Below are 23,287 nucleotides of genomic sequence, written 5' to 3'. Positions count from 1 at the left end.
TCCTTTTTTCGCCAATAAATATGGCAAATATCCTACACAGTGACGAGCAGAACTAACCTCAGAAGTGTTTGCCGCCAGGTGATCAACATCATGCTCTAAGCCATAACAAAAAAGAGCGATAACTTCGGTTATCGCTCTTTTACTGATTCGATTGGATAAGAGAACAAGTACTAATGCAAACCACCTACATACTTAGATAACGTATCGATATCTTCATCCGTTAGCTTTTTGGCAATATCACGCATCATGGCGTTCATATCATTGCCTCGGCTACCATCACGGAATTTCATTAACTGTGATTTAACATAGTCAGCTTGTTGGCCAGAGATTTTAGGGAAGCCAGAAAGCTCCGTCCCATTACCTCGAGGGCCATGACATGCGATACAAGCGGTTAAACCTCGCTCGACATCACCTGCGGTATATAGAACCTTGCCTTGCTCGACGACATTTTCTGGTGTGGTGCTATGCGCAATAGGTAAAGAAGCATAGTACGCGGCCAGATCTGCCATATCTTGCTCGCTTAAAGGCATAGCCATACCACTCATGACTGGGTCGTAACGGCCTTTGTCTCCATTACTTGTCATACCTAACTTTAGGTCTTTCAGCTGTTTTTCTATATACTTCGCATGCTGACCAGCAAGTGATGGGTAAATACCGAGTAAACTGTTGCCGTCAGCTCCATGACATGCAATACAAGTTTGTGATTTGCTTTTGCCAGCTTCTATGACCCCTTGGGCCCATAGGGAGCTGCTGGCTAAAAGGCTCACAATTAGCACTAATTTATTCATGACATTCCATTATAATTATTAATCTTCCAGTACCACTCTAAAAAGTCACTCATGATATAATCAGTGACCTTATGCCGAGTACGGATATTTTACACAATTTCACAAAAAAGTAATCAATTGACTACACAAAGTCGAGATGGAGTTAACAGTGAACGTGAAAATTAGTTACCAAAACACCCATTTCATCACAAGTGCACCTGACATTCGTCATTTGCCAGAAGATGAGGGCATCGAAATTGCGTTTGCCGGACGCTCCAACGCAGGTAAGTCGAGCTCATTAAACCGTCTTACCAATCAGAAAAGCCTAGCAAAAACCAGTAAAACTCCTGGCCGTACACAGCTCATTAACCTTTTTAAGGTAGCTGATGGTTGCCATATCGTCGACCTACCGGGCTACGGCTTTGCCCAAGTTCCACTAGAAATGAAGAAGAAGTGGCAAAAATCGCTGGGTGAATACTTGCAACAACGCCAATGTCTGAAAGGCTTAGTGGTATTGATGGATATTCGCCACCCGATGAAAGATCTCGACCAACAATTGATCTACTGGGCGGTAGACAGTGGCATTCCAGTACAAGTGCTGCTGACTAAGGCTGACAAGCTGAAAAGTGGCGCTCGAAAAGCACAAGTATTAAAGATTCGCGAATCTTCACTTGGCTTTGGCGGTGATGTAAAAGTTGATGCGTTCTCATCTCTAAAAGGTCTTGGCGTAGACGTACTGCGTAAAAAACTCGATGAGTGGTTTGCTCCAGCTCTGGAACAACTGATCGCGCAAGAAGAACTTGAAGCATCAGATAACGATGAACAAGGTGATGCAGAGCAATAAGCACTGCGTTATATACCGAACAAAAAACCTCGCCGCTGCGAGGTTTTTTATTGTCAGTGACTGACAACACATCAACCTTTAGCAGCTACCCAAAGCTTTCGACAGGCAATAAAAAACCCCGCCATAAAGACGGGGCAACGGGAGAGAATTAGTCGTAGTTATTATTATGCTGCTTAGCATTTAGGATTCTTGCCTGCTTTGCAATCCCCCTGCCTTTCGCGAAAACAACACATCAATTCGCAGCCGATACGCTAGAGCGCTTGTTATTACTCGTCATTGATTCATCAAGTGGATGAAAAAAGTTAATTATTAGGTTTTAATTTTTTAGCCGAAATAACAAAAGTGTGAATGGAGAAATATTACAGATTTTTTCTAAGTTACAGATTATGTTGCTAAAGAAGATTTTTTTGAGGATTTGCTCGAAAAGCAGGCGATAAAGACGCAGATTTTATATGGAAATTGACAAGGTGTTCATTTGGTTGGAAATTTTCTTTGGCACAATAAAAAACGCCCCAGTCAAACACTGACTGGGGCGGCTGAATCAGCCTAATCCAATAACGTGAAACAAAAGGTCTGAAAGATAGAACATCTTACCTCTGTACCCTACGAGATTTAATGTACAACAATTGGTCAGATTTGCAAAGATCTTTCGTAAGTTTTTTTCATTTGAATTTCATTTAGCAACATAAAACCCTTGTCGTTACAGGCTTTTTTAGCGACAAAAAAAAGCCAGCGTTTGTGCGCTGGCTCATACTATTTTGCCCAATTAGGTCATTTTTTGTCTAGTGCGCCTGATCCCAGTTGTCACCATGGCCTGCTTCAGCAATCAGTGGCACTTCAAGCTGCGCTGCTGATTCCATCAATTCTTGTACTTTTGTTTCAATTTCGGCTAAAGCTGACTCTTGAACTTCAAATACCAATTCATCGTGCACTTGCATTAATAATTTAACGCGGCCATCACCTTCTTTCTCAATCCACTCATCGACAAGTAGCATGGCTTTTTTGATGATATCTGCTGCCGTACCCTGCATTGGTGCGTTAATCGCTGCACGTTCTGCCGCTTTACGACGCATACCATTACGCGATTTAATTTCTGGTAGGTGCAAACGGCGGCCGAAAATAGTTTCAACATAACCCTGCTCTGCCGCTGCGCTGCGAGTATCTTCCATGTATTGCATCACACCTGGGTAGCGCTCAAAGTAAGTATCCATGTACTGCTGTGCTTCACCGCGTGGAATACCCAGTTGCTTCGCTAGACCAAAAGCACTCATGCCGTAGATAAGACCAAAGTTAACCGCTTTCGCTCGGCGACGCTGCTCTGACGATACTTGATCGATATCGACACCAATAATTTCAGCCGCTGTCGCAGCGTGGATGTCTTTACCCTGACGGAACGCATCCAATAACGCTTTATCGCCCGATAGGTGAGCCATAATGCGCAGTTCGATTTGCGAATAATCGACAGCCATGATTTTGTAGCCATGTGGCGCAATGAATGCCTGACGAATACGACGGCCTTCTTCATTACGAATTGGAATGTTCTGTAAGTTTGGATCGGTTGAAGAAAGACGACCCGTTGCCGTTACCGCTTGGTGGTAAGAGGTATGTACGCGACCAGTCTCAGGGTTAATCATCTTCGGCAGCTTATCGGTGTAAGTTGATTTCAACTTCGCTAAGCCACGGTACTCTAGGATTAACTTCGGTAATGGGTAATCTAAAGCCAGCTCTTGCAGCACTTCTTCATTGGTTGATGGTGTACCTGACGGTGTTTTCTTAATGACCGGTAGTCCCATCTTTTCAAACAGAATCGCTTGCAGCTGCTTAGGTGAGTTCATGTTAAACTCTTGCTCTGCTAGCTCATACGCTTTCTGTTCAAGCTCGTCTAGACGAACCGCAATCTCTTGCGACTGCGCAGAAAGCTTCATGTCATCAATTAGCACGCCAGTGCGCTCGATACGTGACAATACTGGAACTAGCGGCATTTCCACTTCATGGTAAATACCATTTAGCTTATCGTCTTGCTCTAGGCTCTCGTTTAAACGCTGATGCAGGCGTAAAGTCACGTCCGCATCTTCCGCTGCGTATGGAGAAGCTTGATCTAATTCGATTTGATTAAAAGTAAGCTGCTTCTTACCTTTACCTGCAATTTGCTCAAATGAAATGCAGCTATGTTGTAGGAAGCGCAGCGCTAGGCTGTCCATGTCGTGCTTGCCACCTACACTGTTGTACACGTATGAGGCCAGCATGGTATCGAACTTAATACCACGCATTTCAATGCCGTAACGCGCTAACACACTGGCATCGTATTTTAAGTTTTGACCAACTTTTGCTTGGCTGTCATCTTCTAGAATAGGTTTAAGCTGTGCTAGCACCCAATCGCGATCTAGCTGTTCTGGCGCATCGAGGTAATCGTGAGCCACTGGCACGTAAGCGGCTACACCCGCTTCTGTCGCGAAGGAAAGACCAACTAAGTTAGCAACCATATAGTCTAGGCTATCTGTCTCAGTATCAAAGGCAAACACCTCTGATGCTTTAAGCTTTTCTAGCCACTCTGCGAAAGATTCTTTCGTTAGAATCGTCTCGTACTGACTACGATCGATGGTAACCGCTGAGGTGTCCATATCCGCTTGAGGGCTAGCAGCACCTGTTGTACCGCCACTTTTCTCATCGGCTTCAACCACACCTGAACCGCCTTCAAGTAGCTCATTCAGCCAAGATTTAAATACTAGCTTGCCATAAAGGCTGATTAGCTCATCTTTATTAGGCTCTGTTTTTAGCAAAGACTCTGGCGTCTCTTCTAGCTCAACATCAAGCTTGATTGTGGCTAATTGGTAAGAGAGCTGTGCATTCTCTTTATTCTCTTCCAGTTTCTTCGCCATGGTTTTAGAACCACGGAAGCCAAGAGGCGCGATATCATCAAGGTTGTCGTATAGCGCATCGAGGCCACCAATACCTTGTAGCAATGCGGTCGCGGTTTTGTCACCCACACCCGGAACACCGGGGATGTTATCGACTTTATCGCCCATCAACGCTAGGTAGTCGATGATCAACTCAGGTGGGATACCAAATTTTTCAATCACGCCTTCGCGATCCATCACAACGTTGGTCATGGTGTTGATCAAAGTAACATTGTCATCCACCAGCTGAGCCATATCTTTATCACCAGTACTGATAAGTACAGGCATGCCTTGCTGAGAAGCTTGGTATGCCAACGTACCGATAACGTCATCAGCCTCAACACCCGGAATCGAGATCAAAGGTAAACCCATCGCACGAATCACATTGTGCAATGGCTCAATCTGACAACGAAGATCATCCGGCATCGGTGGGCGATTCGCCTTGTACTCTGGATACATATCGTCACGGAAGGTTTTACCTTTGGCATCGAAGATCACCGCAATACGATCAGATGCGAATTGACGCATCATGCTACGCAGCATGTTTACTACGCCATACACCGCGTTAGTAGGAATATCACCATTGCTCATAGTGCCCGGGTAAGCGTGGAAAGCGCGATAAAGGTAAGAAGAGCCGTCGATAAGAATCAACGGATTATCAGGAATGCGTGCCATAGTCTTTCAGTATCCAGAGAGAATGAAATTGTAGATCTGCCTAGAATGCCACGACTGAGGAAGTGATGCTACGTAATCTCTGTGATGTGGATTACGACAATTGGTGATTATTCCCACAAGCCAACCACCCACCTGTGGATAACTCTGTTTATAATATTTAACCACTGACTATATTTTTGTGGGTTAAATGGAAAAAACACCACATAAGCACATGAAAATAAAGAGATATAACAAAGATCGATCATTTCATTTGCGATCAACAAACGATCCTCAACTGTGGAAAAGACTACTGGTGTCCTTTTGTTCAAGAAGAATTTTAGGCAGAAAAAAAGCGACATCTTACGATGTCGCCTAGCAAAAAGGGGTCAAAGCTAATTCATGTGGAACATGTCGCTTTGCCATAAAGCTATAAATTACACTGGAAGCAATGTGAGCAATGTCGTGTCAAAAAGAACTTGTGCAAGTTCGGTAAGTTCTGTGTCATCACTTAATCCAATGAATTGAATTTCGTAATTCAACGTCCTTGTGAACTGTTCCTCATTCCCTAAGACGAGGTTAATAATAATTATTCTCATTTAAGTCGTCAACACCTAAATGAGAAAAAATCTCATTTATTTTTTATAGCACTCTCACAAAGCTTTGAAAAAGTGGATTCTAGCTTCCAGTAAAGATTCTTTTTGTTCATAATTTTCAATTAGATAGCCATTTTTAATTAACAGTCTTAGCATTGAAGGAAATTGATTTCTCGATTTAACTTTGATCGCTTTGTACCCGTTTTTTTTGACCCAGATCTCTTGATCATCAAGTAAGCTTTGCGCGATCCCAGCGCCTCTCGCGGCAGAATCGACCCCACCAAACCAGCTATAAAAGGTATTTTCGTCCAATTGGTAGCCAATCTTAAAACCTAAGATCTGCCCTTCTCGCTCGGCCACCAGAATCAAATGACGTTTATCATTTAGACGCTCACTCAGAGATTGCACTGTTTCTTTATGGGAGAATTCATTAATTCGCTGCACAACCTGCACGCACTCTTGCAATGTTCCTTCTCGATATACGATCGTCATCTACAGCCCCTTTCTATCAATAATCAAAACCATCAAAAAAGGCTGACATAATGTCAGCCTTAATCACGACTAAAATAGCGTTAGTCCGCTTTATTCAGATACTCAGCCGCTTTGGCATTGTCTTCTGCTAGCCACTCAGCAACGTCTTTGGCAAAGTAAGTCAAAATGCCATCTGCACCAGCACGTTTAAAGCATAGTAGTGACTCCAGCACGGTATCACGCTCACTCAGCCAACCATTTTGAATCGCCGCTTTGTGCATCGCATACTCACCGGATACTTGGTATGCAAAAGTCGGAACCTGTAGTTCTGACTTCACGCGGCGAACGATATCTAGATATGGCATACCCGGCTTAACCATCACCATGTCTGCGCCTTCATTGATGTCCATTGCTACTTCGTGCAAGGCTTCATCTGAGTTAGCAGGATCCATTTGATAGTTTTTCTTGTTGCCACCTTTTAGATTTGATGCAGAGCCAACCGCATCGCGGAATGGGCCATAGTAGCAAGAGGCGTATTTCGCAGAGTAAGCCATAATTTGAGTATTAATATGACCCGCTTCTTCTAGCGCTTCACGAATCGCACCGATTCGGCCATCCATCATATCTGATGGCGCAACCACATCTGCACCCGCTTCTGCGTGAGACAGTGCCTGTTTGATAAGCACTTCAGTGGTGCGATCATTCAGCACGTAACCTTCATCATCAATGATGCCGTCTTGGCCATGAGTGGTGAAGGGATCAAGCGCAACATCGGTAATCACACCGATCTCTGGCACATGCTCTTTCAATGCACGAACAGTTCGCTGAACCAAGCCTTCAGGGTTATAGGATTCCGCTGCACATAAACTTTTCACATCTTGGTTTACCACTGGGAATAGAGCAATTGCAGGAACACCCAACTGCGCTAGGTATTGTGCCTCTTCCAATAGCAAATCAATCGATAGTCGCTCAATGCCCGGCATTGATTCTACTTGTTCACGACGATCCTTACCCATCAATACAAACATTGGGTAAATAAGATCGCTCACTGACAATTGATTTTCAGCCATTAAACGACGGCTGAAGTCATGTTTGCGCAAACGGCGCATGCGACGACCAGGGAACTGGCCTTGAATGGAAACGGACACTCTATTCTCCTTTATCTGGTGAAAGTGCTTAAAGGCATCATATCACTCTGACCTATTCACGCTAGTTTCTCGCGGCAAATATCGCAAGAAATGACCTAAGCTTCACACTGCCGTATACTGGCGAGATTGAAAGAAAGAGAGACTTACCATGATCGACACCCATGCTCATATCTATGCTAGCGAATTTGATAATGACCGTGACCAAGTGGTTAAACGCGCCCTTGAACAAGGTGTTGAACAAATACTGCTACCCAATATCGACTTAGAATCGATTCAACCTATGTTGGATACTGAGCGCGCTTACCCTAACGTGTGTCGTTCAATGATGGGCCTTCACCCTTGTTACGTCGATGGCAATGTCGATGACACACTTAAACAAGTTCACCAATGGTTTGATAAACACAACTTCATTGCCGTGGGTGAAATCGGTATCGATTTGTATTGGGACAAAACCTACAAAGCCGAGCAAGAGAAGGCGTTTGTTACTCAGTTAAACTGGGCAAAAGAGATGAATTTGCCGGTCGTGATTCACACCCGCGATTCTATCGATGAAACCTTAGCACTACTTGGCCAAGAGCAAGATGGCTCTCTTAGTGGTGTTTTCCACTGCTTTGGCGGCACTGTTGAGCAAGCGCAAGCGATCAATGGCTTAGGTTTCCACTTAGGCTTAGGAGGCGTTTCGACCTTTAAAAATGGCGGGATGGATAAAGTGATTCCACATTTAGATTTGGACTTCGTTATCTTAGAGACAGATTGCCCATACCTAGCACCAGTGCCTCATCGTGGTAAGCGTAATGAACCGGCCTACACTCAGTTAGTCGCGCAGCGTGTGGCTGATTTACGCGAGTTATCTCTACAGAAAGTGGATGAGCTCACCACTCGTAACGCAAAAGCGCTATTCAAACTGTAAGCCGATTAAACGGCAGAATTTAAACACAAAAAAGGTTGGCACTCGCCAACCTTTTTCAATTCTAACCATCAGAGTATCTACTCTTCGTCTTGCACTTCTGCTGCATCGCCTCTGCGCGTATAGAAACGGGCAAAGAACAAACCGACTTCAAACAACAAACACATCGGCACGGCGAGTAGTGTCTGTGAAATCATGTCTGGTGGCGTTAACAGCATACCGACAATAAACGCAATCACAATGATGTAAGGGCGCTTCTCACGCAGAGTTTCTGGTGTTGTTGCCCCTGTCCAACATAACAAGATGATGGCTACAGGTACTTCAAATGCAATACCAAACGCTAAGAAAAGCGCTAGCACAAAATCCAAATAACTGGAGATGTCGGTAGCAAACTCTACCCCGCCTAACGAGATGGCAGTAAAGAAGCCAAATACCAGAGGGAACACCACAAAGTACGCAAAAGCGACACCACAATAGAATAGCAGTGAACTCGAGAACATTAGCGGCATGATCAGCTTGCGCTCATGCTTATATAGCCCTGGCGCTACGAATGCCCACACTTGGTAGAGAATAAACGGCACGGCTAAGAACACCGCGGCAATTAAGGTCAACTTAAGCGGTGTAAAGAAGGGAGACGCAACATCTGTTGCAATCATAGTTGCCCCTTCCGGCAATTTATCTACTAGCGGCTTAGAAACAAACTCGTAAATATCATTAGAGAAGTAGAGCAACCCAACAAACACCACAAGAACCGCCCCAATCGCACGCAGTAGGCGATCGCGAAGTTCAAGCAAGTGGCTGATTAAAGGTTGTGTCTGCTCAACTGAAGACATATCAAACCCCGTTATGAATACCAATCAACATAAGTAATTCACTCTGCTTAAAAGAGAACTATGACTCACTTATCTTGATTGGTATGAGATCAAAAAGGAGCTACATCGTAATGCAGCTCCTCCCTAAGAGACTATTCGGCTTTCTTATCTGCCGGTGCTGGCACAGGTTCAGATGGCTCTGATGTTTCAGAAGCAACTGACTCTTGCCCTGCCTTTTCAGTCTGGTTAGCGTATGGTCGTTGCACTTCTTGCGCAGCTTGCTTCAACTCTTCTACAGAAGATTTCAGCTCTGGAGATAGGTCTTCCATCCCCATTTTTTCCGCTTTGCGCAGATTCTCTTGCAACTCTTGCACCTTTAGCTCATGTGAAATTTCATCTTTCACATTGTTTGCCATGCTCTTAGCGGACGCGATAAAACGAGACACGCTGCGAATAGCATGAGGCAAACGCTCTGGCCCAAGAACCACCAGCCCGACGACAGATATTAATACCAGTTCCCAAAAACCGATATCAAACACGGGTTATGCCTGCTCTTTGTCTTTCTTAGTTTCAGCAGATGCGTCCGTCTTCTGCTGCTCTAGATTTTTCGGTTCGAAATCAGCATCTGCTTCTTTCTTCTCTTGCTGTGCTTCATCGTCGTTCATTGCTTTCTTGAAGCCTTTTACTGCACTGCCTAAATCCCCGCCAATGTTACGCAGTTTCTTTGTTCCGAATAACAGGAGTACGATGACAGCAATAATCAGTAGTTGTGGCCAGCTAATACCCATAATTTTTACCTCGGGTTTTATTTAAAAATAATTTTATAAGAGCTTACCCTTTATTGACGATAAGCTCGCCAACTGAGCAACCAAAATGTGATACCCGCTACTGCGCTTATCGGTGATAGTTGCTCATAAGTGCTGTTGACCAGTATTGCCGAGCATACGACTAATGTGGCACCAACACCAAATAAAAATTTACCTGTCGCCTGCTGACGTTTGCTAGCACGGTAACCTTGATACAACTGATCCATGCGTTGGTTAAGCGCTTTTCCTTGACGCAAGCTGTCGTACAACAGCTCCGGTAGTTCTGGTAATTTTTCTGCCCAAAATGGCGCACGGTCTTTCACCGCGTTGATCACCGCTTGCGGGCCAACCTGATTCATCATCCATTCTTCTAAGAATGGTTTCGCCGTTGCCCACAAATCTAATTGCGGATAAAGCTGACGACCTAACCCTTCAACATACAGCAGCGTTTTTTGCAGCAGAACCAGTTGTGGTTGCACTTCCATCTCAAAACGACGCGCGGTATTGAATAGGTTAAGTAACACATGACCGAACGAAATTTCGCACAGTGGCTTAGCAAAAATCGGCTCACACACAATACGAATCGCGAATTCAAATTCGTCGATATTGGTTTCACGTGGAACCCACCCCGATTCCACATGCAATTCAGCCACTCGACGGTAGTCTCGATTAAAGAACGCCAAGAAGTTTTCCGCTAAGTAACGTTTATCTTCGCTATTTAGCGTACCGACGATGCCGCAGTCTAAACCAATCCAACGAGGGTTTTCTGGATGCTCAGGCTCAACAAATACGTTACCTGGGTGCATATCAGCATGGAAGAAGCTATCGCGGAACACCTGCGTAAAGAACACGCTTACGCCACGTTCAGCCAACAGCTTCATGTTAGTGCCGTTGGCTTTTAGCCCTTCGATATCGGACACCTGAATGCCATAAATACGTTCAGAGACCATCAAGCTTTCGCTGCTAAAATCAGGCAAAACTTCCGGTACGTATAGTTCTTCACTACCTTCAAAGTTGCGACGCAGCTGAATAGCGTTTGCAGCTTCTCTTCTTAAGTCTAGTTCATCCAGTAAGGTTTTTTCGTATTCACGAACGACCTCTACAGGTTTCAAACGACGTGCTTCAGGCAAGGTTTTCGCGACTATACGCGCCATGCGGTACATCAGTTTTAGATCTGCATCAATCACCGGACGAATATCTGGTCGAATGACCTTTAATACCACTTCTTGGCTAGTCTCTTTCACCCGAGCAGTATGCACCTGCGCAATGGATGCAGAGGCCAATGGTTCAATCTCAAAATCATCAAACCATTGTTCGATTGGCCCGCCTAACGCTTGCTCCATCTGCTGTTTAGCCAGCTCACCATCAAATGGGGCCACTTTGTCTTGCAGTAGAGCTAAAGGGTCAGCTATTTGCGGAGGAAACAGGTCACGACGTGTCGACATCATTTGGCCGAACTTAATCCACACCGGACCAAGCTCTTGCAATGCTAAACGCAAGCGATCACCAAGCTCTTTATCTTGGTGCTGATTCTTAATCCAAAATAGGGCTTTTCGCGCCAGTAGTGGCGCTTTGGTCAATTGATGAGTCGGTAACAACTCATCAAGACCGTATTCAAGCTGAACTTTGATGATGCGATAAAGGCGTCGTAGTTCCAAAGGCGTCATGCACGCTCCAATAATTGGTTGAGTTTGGCTTCGATACGAGCCGCATGGCTTTTGACATCATCAACTTGATCACAAAAATGTGCGATTTCTAAAGGGGCTGGAGTGAGTTGCCACTCCTCTGTGATCACTTGACCCAGATGACTTTGCTTCTTCAACGCCTGAGCTTTAATAAACTCACCGATGTTATTCACACCTTGCACCACATTGTGAGCGACTACATCGCCCGTGACGCGCGATAGCCACTCTTCAATATCAGGCTTACAGTCTGTCATTAACTGCGAGAATTTTTGCGCTAACTGAATATCACCTTCCAATACCAACTTATCTTGCTTAATCAGCTTGGTAATATTGGCTTGGTCGCGCAGTTCAGGCAGAACAGAGAGATTCAAAGAGAGATAACAATCAGGTTCCCCTTCATAGTTCGCCAAAACATCAATTTGTTGGCTAAACACAAAGGTCAGTGTTTTGTTGACTTCTTTTAGATTAACTTGGATGACTTGCCCTTTTAGACGAGCAAGACGACGACCCAATTCCGGATCGTCTTTAATCAGGGTGTTTAAGCCGGTTTCAATAACCGCTGTTACTAATGGCTCAAATGGCATAATGACCCTTTAGAATTTATAACCGCGGTGCAGCGCGACAATACCACCGGTTAGGTTGTAGTAGTTGGTTTTCTCGAAACCAGCCTCTTCCATCATGCCTTTCAGCGTATCTTGATCTGGGTGCATGCGGATTGATTCAGCTAAATAACGGTAGCTATCTGCGTCGTTCGCCACTAGCTCACCCATTTTTGGCAATAGGTGGAAAGAGTACGCGTCGTACACCTTCGATAGTGGCTCAAATACTGGCTTAGAAAACTCAAGCACTAATAGACGGCCACCCGGCTTTAGCACACGGAACATTGAACGCAGCGCTTTGTCTTTGTCTGTTACGTTACGCAGGCAGAAACTGATGGTGATGACATCAAAATAGTCATCTGGGAAAGGCAGTTCTTCGGCGTTGGCTTGCACGTAGTTTACGTTACCAACAATACCAATATCACGTAACTTATCACGGCCAACATTCAACATTGAATTGTTGATATCCGCCAGAATAACGTGGCCTTTCTCACCGACAATACGTGAGAACTTAGCCGTAAGATCACCAGTACCACCACCTAGATCTAACACTCGATGACCCGGACGCGCACCACTGCAATCAATAGTGAAGCGTTTCCACAAACGGTGTACACCACCTGACATTAGGTCATTCATAATGTCGTATTTTGCGGCTACCGAATGGAAAACTTGAGCAACCTTAGCCACTTTCTCTTCTTTGGCTACGGTTGTGAAACCAAAGTGTGTGGTTTCATCTGATTGTATAGCTGTATTTGACTGTACGCTTGTATCCGTCATGGTGATTCCTCTTCAAGCAGCACAGTATTTCTCTCAACTTTGATGGGCTCAGTGCTGCGGAGGATTAGTTTACTTTATCCTCAGCCGGATGTCTTTCTAGCAGAGGTGCATTTTCCGCCAAATTTTCATTTTCTGACATATCTGTATGCAGTGCCATCTCTCTAATGTCGTTTGAGATAGGCCTTTTGACCTCTACACCAAGCTGTTTAAAGCTCTCCGCTTGGCGAATCACGTTTCCACGGCCGGTTGCAAGTTTATTCATTGCCCCTTGGTAGTTCTGGTTCGCTTTATCCAGCGCACCGCCAAGGCTTTCCATATCATCCACAAACAGACGCAGCTTGTCGTAAAGCTTGCTGGCACGTTCTGCGATGATTTGTGCATTCTGATTTTGCCTATCGTTTCGCCACAAGTTATCGATAGTACGTAAGGCCACTAGCAATGTAGTCGGACTAACTAAGATGATGTTTTGCTCCATCGCCTCTTTAACCAAACTTGGATCAGCTTGAATCGCGACTTGGAAAGCAGGCTCTACCGGAATAAACATCAACACGTAATCTAGGCTTTGAATACCTTTAAGTTGATGATAATCCTTGTTGCTTAGCCCTTTAATATGGGCGCGTAGTGCAAGTAAGTGATCACTTAGTGCTTGCGATCTCTCGCTATCGGTTTCAGCATTGAAGTAACGCTCGTAGGCCACTAAGGCCATTTTCGAATCCACCACCACTTGTTTATCTTGCGGTAAATGGACAATCACATCCGGTTGGTAACGCTTACCTGCCTCGTTTTGCAAGCTCACTTGCGTTTGGTACTCATGGCCTTCACGCAGACCTGATTCAGCCAACACCCTCGCCAGTACAACTTCACCCCAGTTGCCTTGCTGCTTGTTATCCCCTTTTAACGCTTGAGTCAGATTCACTGCTTCTCGAGTCATCTGTTCATTCAGACGTTGCAGGTTTTTTAGCTCATGGACTAAGGTGTGACGCTCTTTGGCTTCCACAGTAAAACTGTCATTCACTTGCCTCTTAAAGCCTTCTAGCTGCTCTTTTAATGGGCTTAATAACCCTTCCAAGCTCTGTTTGTTTTGCTGATCCACTTTAGCTGTTTTCGCTTCAAACAGTTGATTGGCTAGCTGCTCAAACTGCTGCTTTAAGCGCTCTTCGGCTTGTTCAAGGATTTGCAGCTTTTCTTGGCTGGCGATCTGCGCTTGTTCATGTCGCGCTTCTTGCTCGCGCAATTGAGCCTCAAGTTGAGATTTTTGCTCACGAATTAGATTAAGGTCATCGGCGTATTGCTGACGCTCTTGTTTAACTGCATCGAAGTAGCGCAGCTTCTCCATCACGGCCATTAACTTACCGTGTGACTGCTTTAGCTCATAAGCGGCTTTGTCACGCTCTTGGTCTAACTCATCTAACTCTTGCTGTGATTGCTGCAGAGATTGGCGTAATTGGTCAATTTGGTTTTGAGCAAGCTGTTGATTCGACTCTAGCTGCTGCTCTAACAATTGGTTGTCGAGACACATTTTCTGTTTAACCCACCAGCCAACCGCTAGGCCGCTAACAGTTGCGCTGCCGATAGCGCTAAACAATAAGGTTTGGTTCTCGATAATCCATTGCATAGTAAGGGGTTAACTCGTTTTCAAAGCGTAAATTTAATGGTATTTCACCACTGGATAAATGTCCAGTTTGTAGAGCAGATAATCAACAGATAGACTTAGCGTCCGTACAATGTTCGAACGGTTCGACGGTACGTACTGTGCCAGCAATAAGATTGCCGGCATTTACTGATATTACAATGGCTGCCTCGCCATTGTTTAGGTTGCTTAGAAGGATAACTATGAACGAGCGCCGCGCTATAGGATTCGGATTGTCTGCCGTGTTACTTTGGTCGACTGTTGCTACCGCATTCAAACTGACTCTTGCTGAATTTACTCCCATCCAAATGCTGACCATCGCCAGCATTGTCTCTGCCATCGCGTTAGCCATTATTTGTGGCGTACAGGGCAAACTCTCCTCACTCTCTAGTGTGTTTACTGCTAACCCTTGGTATTACTTGCTGCTTGGCTTAATCAATCCGCTGGCCTACTACATCATCTTGTTTAAAGCCTACGATTTGCTGCCTGCTTCACAAGCTCAGGCGATCAACTATAGCTGGGCAATCACTTTAACCTTAATGGCAGCGGTGTTTTTGGGACAAAAGATTCGCAAGCAAGATTGGCTAGCTTGTGGCTTAAGCTATTTTGGTGTGGTGGTCATCGCCACCAAAGGTGATTTGCTCGGTCTTAATTTTGAAAGCCCTACTGGTGTTGGCCTAGCACTGCTTTCTACCTTGCTTTGGGCAGGTTATTGGATTCTAAATACGAAGAACAAAGCCGATCCTGTGGTTGGAGTTTTACTGGGCTTTCTTGTCGCCATTCCGTTTGCGATTGGGTTAAGCATTTGGGAAGGCGCAACTTGGCAACAAATCAGTGTTAAAGGCTGGCTTGCAGTGAGTTACGTTGGCTTGTTTGAAATGGGTGTGACGTTTGTGTTGTGGCTAAGCGCGCTGAAACTCACTGAGAATACCGCACGCATCAGTAACCTCATTTTCGCTTCACCGTTTATTTCACTGATCTTGCTCGCGACCATTATTGGCGAGGAGATTCATCCCACAACTTTAGTTGGCTTAGTTTTGATCATTACTGGTTTGGTAATTCAGCAACTGAAATTCAAATCCGCAAAGTAGCTTGGCCTTAATTAGGTAGCACTAAAGACCAATAATAAGGGCGCTTACAAAGCGCCCTTAACTCAATCTCAATTTTCCAACGCGATTACGCGTATTGACCCGCCACGTAACCTGAGCTCCAGCACCATTGGAAGTTATAGCCGCCAAGCCAGCCCGTCACATCCATCACCTCACCGATGAAGTACAAACCTTTAACCTTTTTACACTCCATGGTTTTCGACGATAACTGGTCTGTATCCACACCACCTAACGTCACCTCAGCCGTTCGGTAGCCTTCCGTGCCATTAGGTGCAATTTGCCAGTTCTCAAGATATTGCGTGATCGCTTTTAATTGGTTGTCATTAAACTGTTTCAGTGGCTTATCTTGTAGCTCTTTACGTTCAATCAGCACTTCCACCAAACGCTTTGGCAATACACGCGCTAAGGTATTCTTTAAGCTTTGATTCGGGTGTTTTTCTCGTGATGTCGTTAATAGCTGATCTACATCCGCTTCTGGTACTAAGTTAATCGTAACCTTTTGCCCTGCCTTCCAGAATGACGAAATCTGCAACACCGATGGGCCAGATAAGCCACGGTGCGTAAACAGCAACGCTTCTTTAAATAGCGTGCCGTCTTCTGCGGTAATCTCCGCAGGAATCGCAATACCAGACAGCTCAGCAAAATCTTCTTTATCTTGTTTGTGCAAAGTAAAAGGTACTAAACCTGCTGTAGTTGGGATCACCGGCAGTTCAAACTGCTCGGCAATCTTATAGCCAAATGGAGTTGCACCCAGTTTTGGCATTGATAGACCACCGGTCGCCACCACTAGAGACTCGCACTCAATCACATCGGTATTTGAATGCAGAACGAAGCCTGTTTCGGTTTGTTCGATTTGATGTACATCTTGCTGATAACGCAGCTTCACAGTAGGTAAGTCGCATTCCGCCAACATCATCTTGACGATGTCTTTTGAATCATAGTCACCCACACAGAACAATTGGCCATGGTCACGCTCTTCAAACTCGATACCATGTTTGCTCACCATAGAGATGAAATCCCAATTGGTGTATTGCGATAGCGCTGACTTAACAAAGTGCGGATTACGACAAAGATAATTGCTCGCGGTAACATCATAGTTAGTGAAATTACAGCGGCCGCCACCAGCAATCAGGATTTTTCGCCCAGGCTTTTTAGCATGATCAAGCACCAGCACTTTACGGCCACGCTTACCCGCTTCTGCTGCACACATTAATCCGGCTGCACCAGCACCGATAATGACGACATCAAACTTCTCACTCATGCTTACTCACTCAAACTACTTTGCTTTTAAGGTGGCAATAAAAAAGGATGTGCGAATTGCACATCCTTGCTATTTAGTGGTTATTTTAGCTTTAATTGCTCTGCTTGCCAATTCACCAATTTATAGCATGAAGGCAGCCAACAAGGTGACACCAAGCAATGCGGTAGACAGAATAAACAACTGCCTCACTCGGTCACATTTTCCGGTAAATACTTCATCATGGTGATGGTGATACTCTTTACTCCTCAGGTATGAGAACAGCTTGACCTGTTTAGTCATATTGCCATGAGTGGTAAAAAATCCCCGACCATCGACTTGCTGATAGAGCAAGGGGTGAGCCTCCCGCATGATAAAGATTAACGAACGTAGCGCAGTTAAGTATCTTGCCATATTAACCAAAGTGACAAGCATTAGCGCAAATAGAATGGTGTCTCCACTGATCATCTTTTCCTCCCTACATCTTCCCAGATGCCCAAGAGAAAAAGACGAACTTAAAAGTGTGTCTCTCGCTGAAAACTATTCAGCTGGGGCATCCATGATAGAAGATGAACCTTCTTTTGCTAAAGCCGCCAGATCTTTGTCGATGAAGAACAACGCTTTACCATCTTCGCCAACAAGGTCTAACTTATCTAATATCCCTTTAAATAACTTCTCTTCCTCGTGCTGTTCCGCTACGTACCACTGTAAGAAGTTGAATGTAGAGTAATCTTGAGAAGTAAACGCTAGATGCGCGAGCTTGTTGATTTTCTGAGTAATCATCTGCTCGTGCTCGTAGGTTTCCCGAAATACTTCGCCAAGGCTCTCAAACTCGTGTTTTGGTGCTTCAATCGCGCCTAAAATTGGCATTGCACCGGTTTCACTCACATAAGTGAACAAACGCTGCATATGTTCCATTTCTTCTACGGCGTGAGCGCGTAAAAATTCAGCCGCGCCATCAAATCCTTTGTCTTCACACCAGGCACTCATTTGTAAGTATAGATTGGATGAGAAAAATTCTAGGTTAATTTGCTCATTGAGTTGATCGATCATTGCTTGAGACAGCATTTTGCGGCTCCTAATTTTAGACTGACTATTATTTATACCTCACCATAACACTTTGTATGCTGAATGTGGATATGAGATCACTTCGGCATAATTATCAATAATCTAGTGCTAATCTAAATTTAGGGATATCACAGGAGATAGCATCATGAGTTATCAACATATCTTAGTCGCCATAGACCTTTCTGAAGACAGTAAATATTTAGTAGAAAAAGCCGTCGCTCTGGCTAAACCTCTGGAAGCTGACGTTTCTTTTATTCATATTGATGTGAATTATGCCGAGCTGTATACCGGCTTAATTGATATAAACCTCGCGGAAACGCAGCATCAAGCCTTAGTTGCTTCTCAGGAGCAATTACAGCAGTTGGCTGACCATGCGAATTACCCAATTAAGCACACCTTGATTGGCAGTGGGGATTTAAGCAATGAGCTTTGCGAAAACATCGCAGAGTATCAAGTTGACCTTGTGGTATGCGGTCACCATCAAGACTTTTGGAGCAAGCTGCTCTCTTCTACTCGCCAGCTTATCAATTGCTCGCCAGTGGATATGTTGGTGGTTCCGATTAAGGATTAGCGATTGCAGCGAATGATTAATTAGTCACTGATTAATTAATGCAGCAGAAATTAAAAAGCCCGCTATCAACAGCGGGCTTCTTGTATTCAACATATTTAAGGACGAGACAAGACTAGAAACTCAACATTAATGAACTGCGTCAGCGCCTTGATTTGCCGGGCGCTCAAACGGTTCTAACCTTTGATTGATTGCAGCGAACTTACTTTCTAGCTTGCGGTGTTTCTTAAGCAGCTTTTGTTGCTTCTTCAGTACTTTCTTCAATTTCTTATACTGTTTCTTCTGCTGCTTGGCTTGCTTCTTCACGCGCTTAACTTCGGCTTTTGAAACACTTTCTATCTCTGTCACGGGTTCAGTTAAGGTACTTAATGAGGCCTTGCCTGGTAAGGCTTCAGCCAGTAACCCACACTGCGCTTGTTCCGCGATAGGTTTACTTTGACAACTCTGAGGTGGAATCGCGGCAGGCTTACACAACGTGTCTTTGTCAGCAGAAGAGCGCGCACAAGAACGGCACAAGAATTTTGGCGCGCTCACCAAACGATGAATGTCACCTAGCTGATCAGCAATGTCTCGACGATTTAATTTACACAGACGTTTAGCCACACTACACCTCAGCTAAGAATACGAATAATTCTTAGTAATACCGTTAGAAGTATCAATTGGCAAGCAGTAAATGAGGGTAATTCGCTCTCAGAATGGCTAAGTCATTGATGCCTTTACATACACATCGAAACGATTTTTTTTGGTTTCAATCGCCATGGCTGGTTTTTGTTGATTCAGCCATTCTGCGTAGTCTGGCCTTTTAACAACCACACGTTTAGTGGCAAGGGCTAAAGCGGGTTCTAATAACCCATCAGCATCAAGGTCAGCACCCACTAATGATTGAAAAACACGCATCTCTTTTTTAACCAATGCGGATTTCTTTTTGTTTTCTGGATGCGGGTACATAGGGTCGAGATAGACCACATCAGGAGCAACAAAGTCAGGGTCTTGCGCGAGTTGTTGGAGCGCATTATGGCTAGAGGCATGAATTAATGACATACGCTCTCCTACCCATGTTCCAATATCCGGGTCTTGTTTAGCACGATCTAAGCCGTCATCAAGCAATGCAGCAACCACAGGGTTACGCTCTACCATTTGCACTTTGCAACCAAGAGATGCCAATACAAACGCATCACGCCCTAATCCAGCAGTGCCATCTAACACCGTTGGTATTGCGCCTTTGTTTAAACCCGCCGCTTTGGCGATTGCTTGACCTTTACCACCACCGAATTTACGACGATGGCCAACAGCACCACCCACGAGATCGACATAGATAGCACCCAGTTTAGGTTCATCAAGCTTGCGTAGCTCTAAACGTTGCTCTGTAAGAACCAAGGCAAACTCGCTGTTTGCATCATGATTCAGCCCCCAGCGCTGTGAAAGCATGGCTAGGTGATCTGATTGCGTTTGGTCTTCACAAATCAATTGTAACTGCACGGAGGGCTCCAGAAAGGTGCAAAAAAGTCGCAGAAGTGTAGCGAAATTTAGTTCACGGTACTATGGCTAGATTGCTCTTCGAGTAACTCTTCGACCAATTCAGGTAACGGCTTAGGCTTACCAATCACATAGCCTTGGGCGTAATCAACGCCCAGCTCAAACAGCAAATCAATAATTTGGGTATTTTCAACAAACTCTGCCACGGTTTTCTTACCCATCTGACGGGCTAAATCATTGATTGAGCGAACCATCAGATGGTCCATTTCATTCACGTCCATATCCCGCACAAACAGGCCATCAATCTTAACAATATCGACTGGTAGCTTTTTCAGGTAACCAAATGATGATAGCCCTGAACCAAAGTCATCCAGCGCAATCAAACAACCAAGCTGTTTCAGTTGAGTAAACAGCTCAATGGCTTGATTCATATTACTCATTGCTGCGGTTTCAGTGATTTCTAAGCAAATCTTGTTACAAGGTACGCTACTGGTTTGCAATTCCTGAATTAAGAAATCAACAAACTCTTTGTTACCCATCGAGTGACCGGACAGGTTGATTGAACACATGGATAGGTTTTCAATCACATCAGGCTGCGAAGCTAACCACTGCAAGGTTTGAGAGACAACCTGCTTATCCAACAAGTGGGCAATATTGTAGCGCTCGGAAGCTGGCATAAAGATACCCGGTGAAATGTACTCACCATCTCGATTGCGGATGCGGATAAGTATCTCAAAGTGCATCCGATCGTCCTCTTGGCTTAAGCCAAGAATACGCTGAGCAAATAACTCGATACGATCATGAGCCAGTGCATTGTGTACTAAGTTCACGCACTCCATCTCTAGCTCACGGCGCTGCAAGTCTTTGTCATCAATCGCATATAGGTTAAAGCGATTACGGCCTTCTTCTTTGGCTGCGTGACAAGCGGTGTCTGCTTGAGCGTGAACCATTTGCGGAGATGTCGCTGTATGGTCAATCAAGCGAATACCGATAGAGCAAGTGAGGTTTAGTTTGATGTCATACCAAACAAACGGCTGCTCACTTAAGGTAGAGATAATCGCATTCGCGACGTTTTTCGCATCTCGCTCGGTGCAGTCTTTCAACAGCACCGCAAATTCATCACCGCCCATACGCGCCAAGATGGCGTTATACGGCAAAACCTCTTCCAGCATACTGGCGCAGAATTGAATCGCGGCGTCGCCTGCTTCATGGCCTGCTGTATCGTTAAGCACTTTGAGCTGATCCATATCGAGGTACAACATCGCATGAGTTCGGGTGTAACTCTCGACTTCGCGTAACGCCTTTTCTAATTCCAATTCGAAATGGTTGCGGTTAAAGGTGTCAGTCAATAAATCATGCTGCGCTTGATACGCTAATTGATTGGCTAAGTGACGCATTTCGGTCACATCTTCACCAACAATAAGTAAGTGCCCACTTTGTACTAATGGCCTTATATTCTCTCGGATACTGAGCGTTTTTCCATCAGCATGGCGGTAGTCGATTTCTCGACGCCAAACGCCTTTCATTGCTTGTTTTGGTTGCAACAGAACTTGACGCGGAATCACCGCATCTCTATCACAGTAGAACTCTCTTAATCGATGACCCAAGATCTGCTCGGCTTTATAGCCCAACAATTGCTCTGCAAATTGGTTTACCTGCTGAATACGGTTCTGCTCATCCAACGTTATCATCATCACCGGCTGCTGATCATAGTAATGGCTTAAGTTGGCTTCACGCTGGAATAGTCGCTCTTCGGTCAATTTGCGTGAGGTAATATCACGCGCTTCAAGCAGTATCTGTAACTCTTTGTTCTCGTGCTCTGGGAGATGTTTTAGCGATAACTCAAGCACCTTCGCGCCTTGGTCTGGATCCCAGATCTCTGCTTCAAACTGGCAAGCACCATCACAACTGCCGTTAGCAAAGTAACTCTTAAATCTTTCTGCTGCGCTCGATTCCCAGTGACGATGTTGCCAAATTGGTTTCTCCATCATCATTTCTTTGTGGTACATCAGCGCTTGCAGCTTACTGTTACTTGACACCAAACGGCCATGCAAATCCAAAATACCGATATAGTGATAGCTTTGGTCAAACACCATTTCAATCAGTGTCTGATTATCTCGAGCAAGCTGTTCACTCTTTTTCAAACGGCTGAGGTAGTAAACCAAAAACATGATAATGATTGAGAGTAACGCGATGACACTAACAACGATGCGCAGCTCTTTACTGTAACGCTCGGTGAAACTTTGCGGCTTATTAAAAAATACTGATGGTGACTCTGCATCAGCACCCAACCCCCAGCGAGTGACGGCTTGGTAATCGAGCTTAATTTCAGGAGAGCCAATTTGTATTTGAGGCAGGCGGCCATTGGGCTGATTAAGTACCTTAAGTAAATGACCCGCCGTTTGTTGCCCTTGAATTCGACCACTTTGAATCACACCACCTACGGCGCCATAACCCATGCCTAAATCGTGCACCATGAAGATAGGGGCACCTGACGTTTCGTTTAGTGCTTTCCAATCTTCTAAGCCGCTAATCCAGCCTCTTTCATCACGGTAATAAACCCAAAAGAGCACGCTCGACGTGGTATCGAGTTCAGAGACAAACTCAAGCAATTGAGGATAAGTTTCCGGTACAACTTGCTGAACGATATTCTTGTAGTCTGGGTATTGATTTAAGAAACCACTAACTTGAGCACGAACCGCTTCACCGGTAATAGAGTGATCACTTATAACGTAAATATTCTCTACATTAGGTTGAATGCGCTCAATAAGACTGATGTTACTGAGAATATCAATATCCTCAGTAATGCCCGTTGCTCGCAGACCAAGATGCATTTCTGGGCTGTAGTTATTGATACCACCAAAGATGATTGGTGTATCCCCCAATTCAGGAGCGAGTCGCTTCATTAAAGTAAGTGCATTGTTATCACTCACGACAATCGCTTTAAATGACTCTTGGGAAAACTTAGTCTTGTAGAGCAAATAAAGTTGCTCTAAATACTCTTCACTTTGCAGCCTTTTGGTATCAAGGTAGACCACACGAGTATTCACACGCGTGTGACTTAAGACATCCTCTAGTCCCTGCTGAAAGGAATCAGTCCAAAAGAAGCCTTGATGGTATGAGTGAACGATCAATACGTCTTTATCTTGTGCCGCACTCAAGGTGCTAAAAAGTGAAACGATTAGAATCAGATAAAAACGCACGCGATAAGCTCTCAAATGAGTGAAAAAGTTAAATTA

Annotated in this window: 22 protein-coding genes; 4 read left to right on the top strand and 18 right to left on the bottom strand. The window is 44.7% G+C overall.

Translation table 11 applies throughout. From position 1 onward, the window contains the following. Nucleotides 1–170 precede the first annotated feature (170 nt). A complete protein-coding gene (locus MU515_RS15735; protein WP_260261352.1) occupies nt 171–788 on the bottom strand; it encodes a c-type cytochrome in 618 nt (205 codons plus the stop codon). Between the two features lie 148 nt (nt 789–936). Here MU515_RS15735 and yihA point away from each other — a divergent pair, with 148 nt between their 5' ends. After that, entirely contained in the window at nt 937–1,611 is a 675-nt protein-coding gene (gene yihA, locus MU515_RS15730; protein WP_260261351.1) for a ribosome biogenesis GTP-binding protein YihA/YsxC, read from the top strand. A 541-nt stretch (nt 1,612–2,152) separates the two neighbouring features. On the opposite strand, the gene spfP is transcribed toward yihA, so the two are convergent. From spfP to hemB, 4 genes are all read right to left on the bottom strand, one after another. Beyond that, nucleotides 2,153–2,200, bottom strand: coding sequence for a small protein SpfP (gene spfP, locus MU515_RS20100; RefSeq protein ID WP_438356636.1), 48 nt, complete (start codon nt 2,198–2,200; stop codon nt 2,153–2,155). Between the two features lie 193 nt (nt 2,201–2,393). Next, nucleotides 2,394–5,183 carry a DNA polymerase I gene (gene polA / locus MU515_RS15725; protein WP_260261350.1) on the bottom strand — a complete coding sequence of 930 codons (2,790 nt, stop codon included), beginning with the start codon at nt 5,181–5,183 and terminating at the stop codon, nt 2,394–2,396. Between the two features lie 629 nt (nt 5,184–5,812). Continuing rightward, the gene (locus MU515_RS15720; RefSeq protein WP_260261399.1) at nt 5,813–6,241 is read right to left on the bottom strand and encodes a GNAT family N-acetyltransferase; all 429 of its coding nucleotides are present in this window, start codon (nt 6,239–6,241) and stop codon (nt 5,813–5,815) included. An 86-nt stretch (nt 6,242–6,327) separates the two neighbouring features. Then, nucleotides 6,328–7,374 carry a porphobilinogen synthase gene (gene hemB, locus MU515_RS15715; RefSeq protein WP_260261349.1) on the bottom strand — a complete coding sequence of 349 codons (1,047 nt, stop codon included), beginning with the start codon at nt 7,372–7,374 and terminating at the stop codon, nt 6,328–6,330. Between the two features lie 148 nt (nt 7,375–7,522). On the opposite strand from hemB, the gene MU515_RS15710 reads away from it, so the two are divergent. After that, nucleotides 7,523–8,284 (top strand): TatD family hydrolase, encoded by a 762-nt coding sequence (locus MU515_RS15710; RefSeq protein ID WP_260261348.1) that lies wholly within the window; start codon nt 7,523–7,525, stop codon nt 8,282–8,284. A gap of 77 nt (nt 8,285–8,361) precedes the next feature. Here the strand turns inward: MU515_RS15710 and tatC are convergent, their stop codons facing one another. The 7 genes from tatC to rmuC all read right to left on the bottom strand — a co-directional run bounded on the left by tatC (nt 8,362) and on the right by rmuC (nt 14,575). Then, a complete protein-coding gene (gene tatC, locus MU515_RS15705; protein WP_260261347.1) occupies nt 8,362–9,114 on the bottom strand; it encodes a twin-arginine translocase subunit TatC in 753 nt (250 codons plus the stop codon). Between the two features lie 131 nt (nt 9,115–9,245). Continuing rightward, on the bottom strand, nt 9,246–9,632 hold the full coding sequence (gene tatB, locus MU515_RS15700) for a Sec-independent protein translocase protein TatB (RefSeq protein ID WP_260261346.1): 387 nt from the start codon (nt 9,630–9,632) through the stop codon (nt 9,246–9,248). Nucleotides 9,633–9,635: 3 nt separating this feature from the next. Next, entirely contained in the window at nt 9,636–9,884 is a 249-nt protein-coding gene (gene tatA, locus MU515_RS15695; protein ID WP_260261398.1) for a Sec-independent protein translocase subunit TatA, read from the bottom strand. Nucleotides 9,885–9,931: 47 nt separating this feature from the next. Further along, nucleotides 9,932–11,566, bottom strand: a complete 1,635-nt coding sequence (gene ubiB / locus MU515_RS15690) for a ubiquinone biosynthesis regulatory protein kinase UbiB (RefSeq protein ID WP_260261345.1) — start codon at nt 11,564–11,566, stop codon at nt 9,932–9,934. Continuing rightward, complete coding sequence (locus MU515_RS15685) at nt 11,563–12,168, bottom strand: ubiquinone biosynthesis accessory factor UbiJ (RefSeq protein WP_260261344.1); 606 nt, start codon at nt 12,166–12,168, stop codon at nt 11,563–11,565. Before MU515_RS15685 ends, ubiB begins: the two co-directional genes overlap by 4 nt. 9 nt (nt 12,169–12,177) lie before the next feature. Beyond that, the gene (gene ubiE / locus MU515_RS15680) at nt 12,178–12,960 is read right to left on the bottom strand and encodes a bifunctional demethylmenaquinone methyltransferase/2-methoxy-6-polyprenyl-1,4-benzoquinol methylase UbiE (protein WP_260261343.1); all 783 of its coding nucleotides are present in this window, start codon (nt 12,958–12,960) and stop codon (nt 12,178–12,180) included. A 64-nt stretch (nt 12,961–13,024) separates the two neighbouring features. After that, nucleotides 13,025–14,575, bottom strand: coding sequence for a DNA recombination protein RmuC (rmuC, locus tag MU515_RS15675; RefSeq protein WP_260261342.1), 1,551 nt, complete (start codon nt 14,573–14,575; stop codon nt 13,025–13,027). Nucleotides 14,576–14,793: 218 nt separating this feature from the next. On the opposite strand from rmuC, the gene MU515_RS15670 reads away from it, so the two are divergent. Further along, on the top strand, nt 14,794–15,681 hold the full coding sequence (locus MU515_RS15670; RefSeq protein ID WP_260261341.1) for a DMT family transporter: 888 nt from the start codon (nt 14,794–14,796) through the stop codon (nt 15,679–15,681). A gap of 85 nt (nt 15,682–15,766) precedes the next feature. Here the strand turns inward: MU515_RS15670 and MU515_RS15665 are convergent, their stop codons facing one another. The 3 genes from MU515_RS15665 to ftnA form a co-directional block, all read right to left on the bottom strand. Beyond that, nucleotides 15,767–16,960 (bottom strand): BaiN/RdsA family NAD(P)/FAD-dependent oxidoreductase, encoded by a 1,194-nt coding sequence (locus MU515_RS15665; protein ID WP_260261340.1) that lies wholly within the window; start codon nt 16,958–16,960, stop codon nt 15,767–15,769. A gap of 120 nt (nt 16,961–17,080) precedes the next feature. Then, nucleotides 17,081–17,404, bottom strand: coding sequence for a universal stress protein UspB (gene uspB / locus MU515_RS15660; protein WP_260261339.1), 324 nt, complete (start codon nt 17,402–17,404; stop codon nt 17,081–17,083). 72 nt (nt 17,405–17,476) lie between these two features. Continuing rightward, the gene (ftnA, locus tag MU515_RS15655) at nt 17,477–18,004 is read right to left on the bottom strand and encodes a non-heme ferritin (protein ID WP_260261338.1); all 528 of its coding nucleotides are present in this window, start codon (nt 18,002–18,004) and stop codon (nt 17,477–17,479) included. Nucleotides 18,005–18,149: 145 nt separating this feature from the next. Between ftnA and MU515_RS15650 the strand changes: the two genes are divergently transcribed. Further along, nucleotides 18,150–18,575: a universal stress protein gene (locus MU515_RS15650; RefSeq protein WP_260261337.1), complete on the top strand. Its 426-nt coding sequence runs from the start codon at nt 18,150–18,152 to the stop codon at nt 18,573–18,575. 126 nt (nt 18,576–18,701) lie between these two features. Here MU515_RS15650 and MU515_RS15645 read toward each other — a convergent pair whose 3' ends face one another. From MU515_RS15645 to MU515_RS15635, 3 genes are all read right to left on the bottom strand, one after another. Beyond that, on the bottom strand, nt 18,702–19,175 hold the full coding sequence (locus MU515_RS15645) for a hypothetical protein (RefSeq protein ID WP_260261336.1): 474 nt from the start codon (nt 19,173–19,175) through the stop codon (nt 18,702–18,704). 96 nt (nt 19,176–19,271) lie between these two features. Continuing rightward, entirely contained in the window at nt 19,272–20,051 is a 780-nt protein-coding gene (locus MU515_RS15640) for a class I SAM-dependent methyltransferase (RefSeq protein ID WP_260261335.1), read from the bottom strand. Nucleotides 20,052–20,098: 47 nt separating this feature from the next. Then, nucleotides 20,099–23,251 carry an EAL domain-containing protein gene (locus tag MU515_RS15635; RefSeq protein WP_260261334.1) on the bottom strand — a complete coding sequence of 1,051 codons (3,153 nt, stop codon included), beginning with the start codon at nt 23,249–23,251 and terminating at the stop codon, nt 20,099–20,101. Between the last annotated feature and the right edge of the window lie 36 nt (nt 23,252–23,287).

The organism is Vibrio intestinalis, assembly GCF_025195085.2.
GTDB classification, from domain to species: domain Bacteria; phylum Pseudomonadota; class Gammaproteobacteria; order Enterobacterales; family Vibrionaceae; genus Vibrio; species Vibrio intestinalis.
This window is presented reverse-complemented; position numbering and strand designations above follow the sequence as displayed.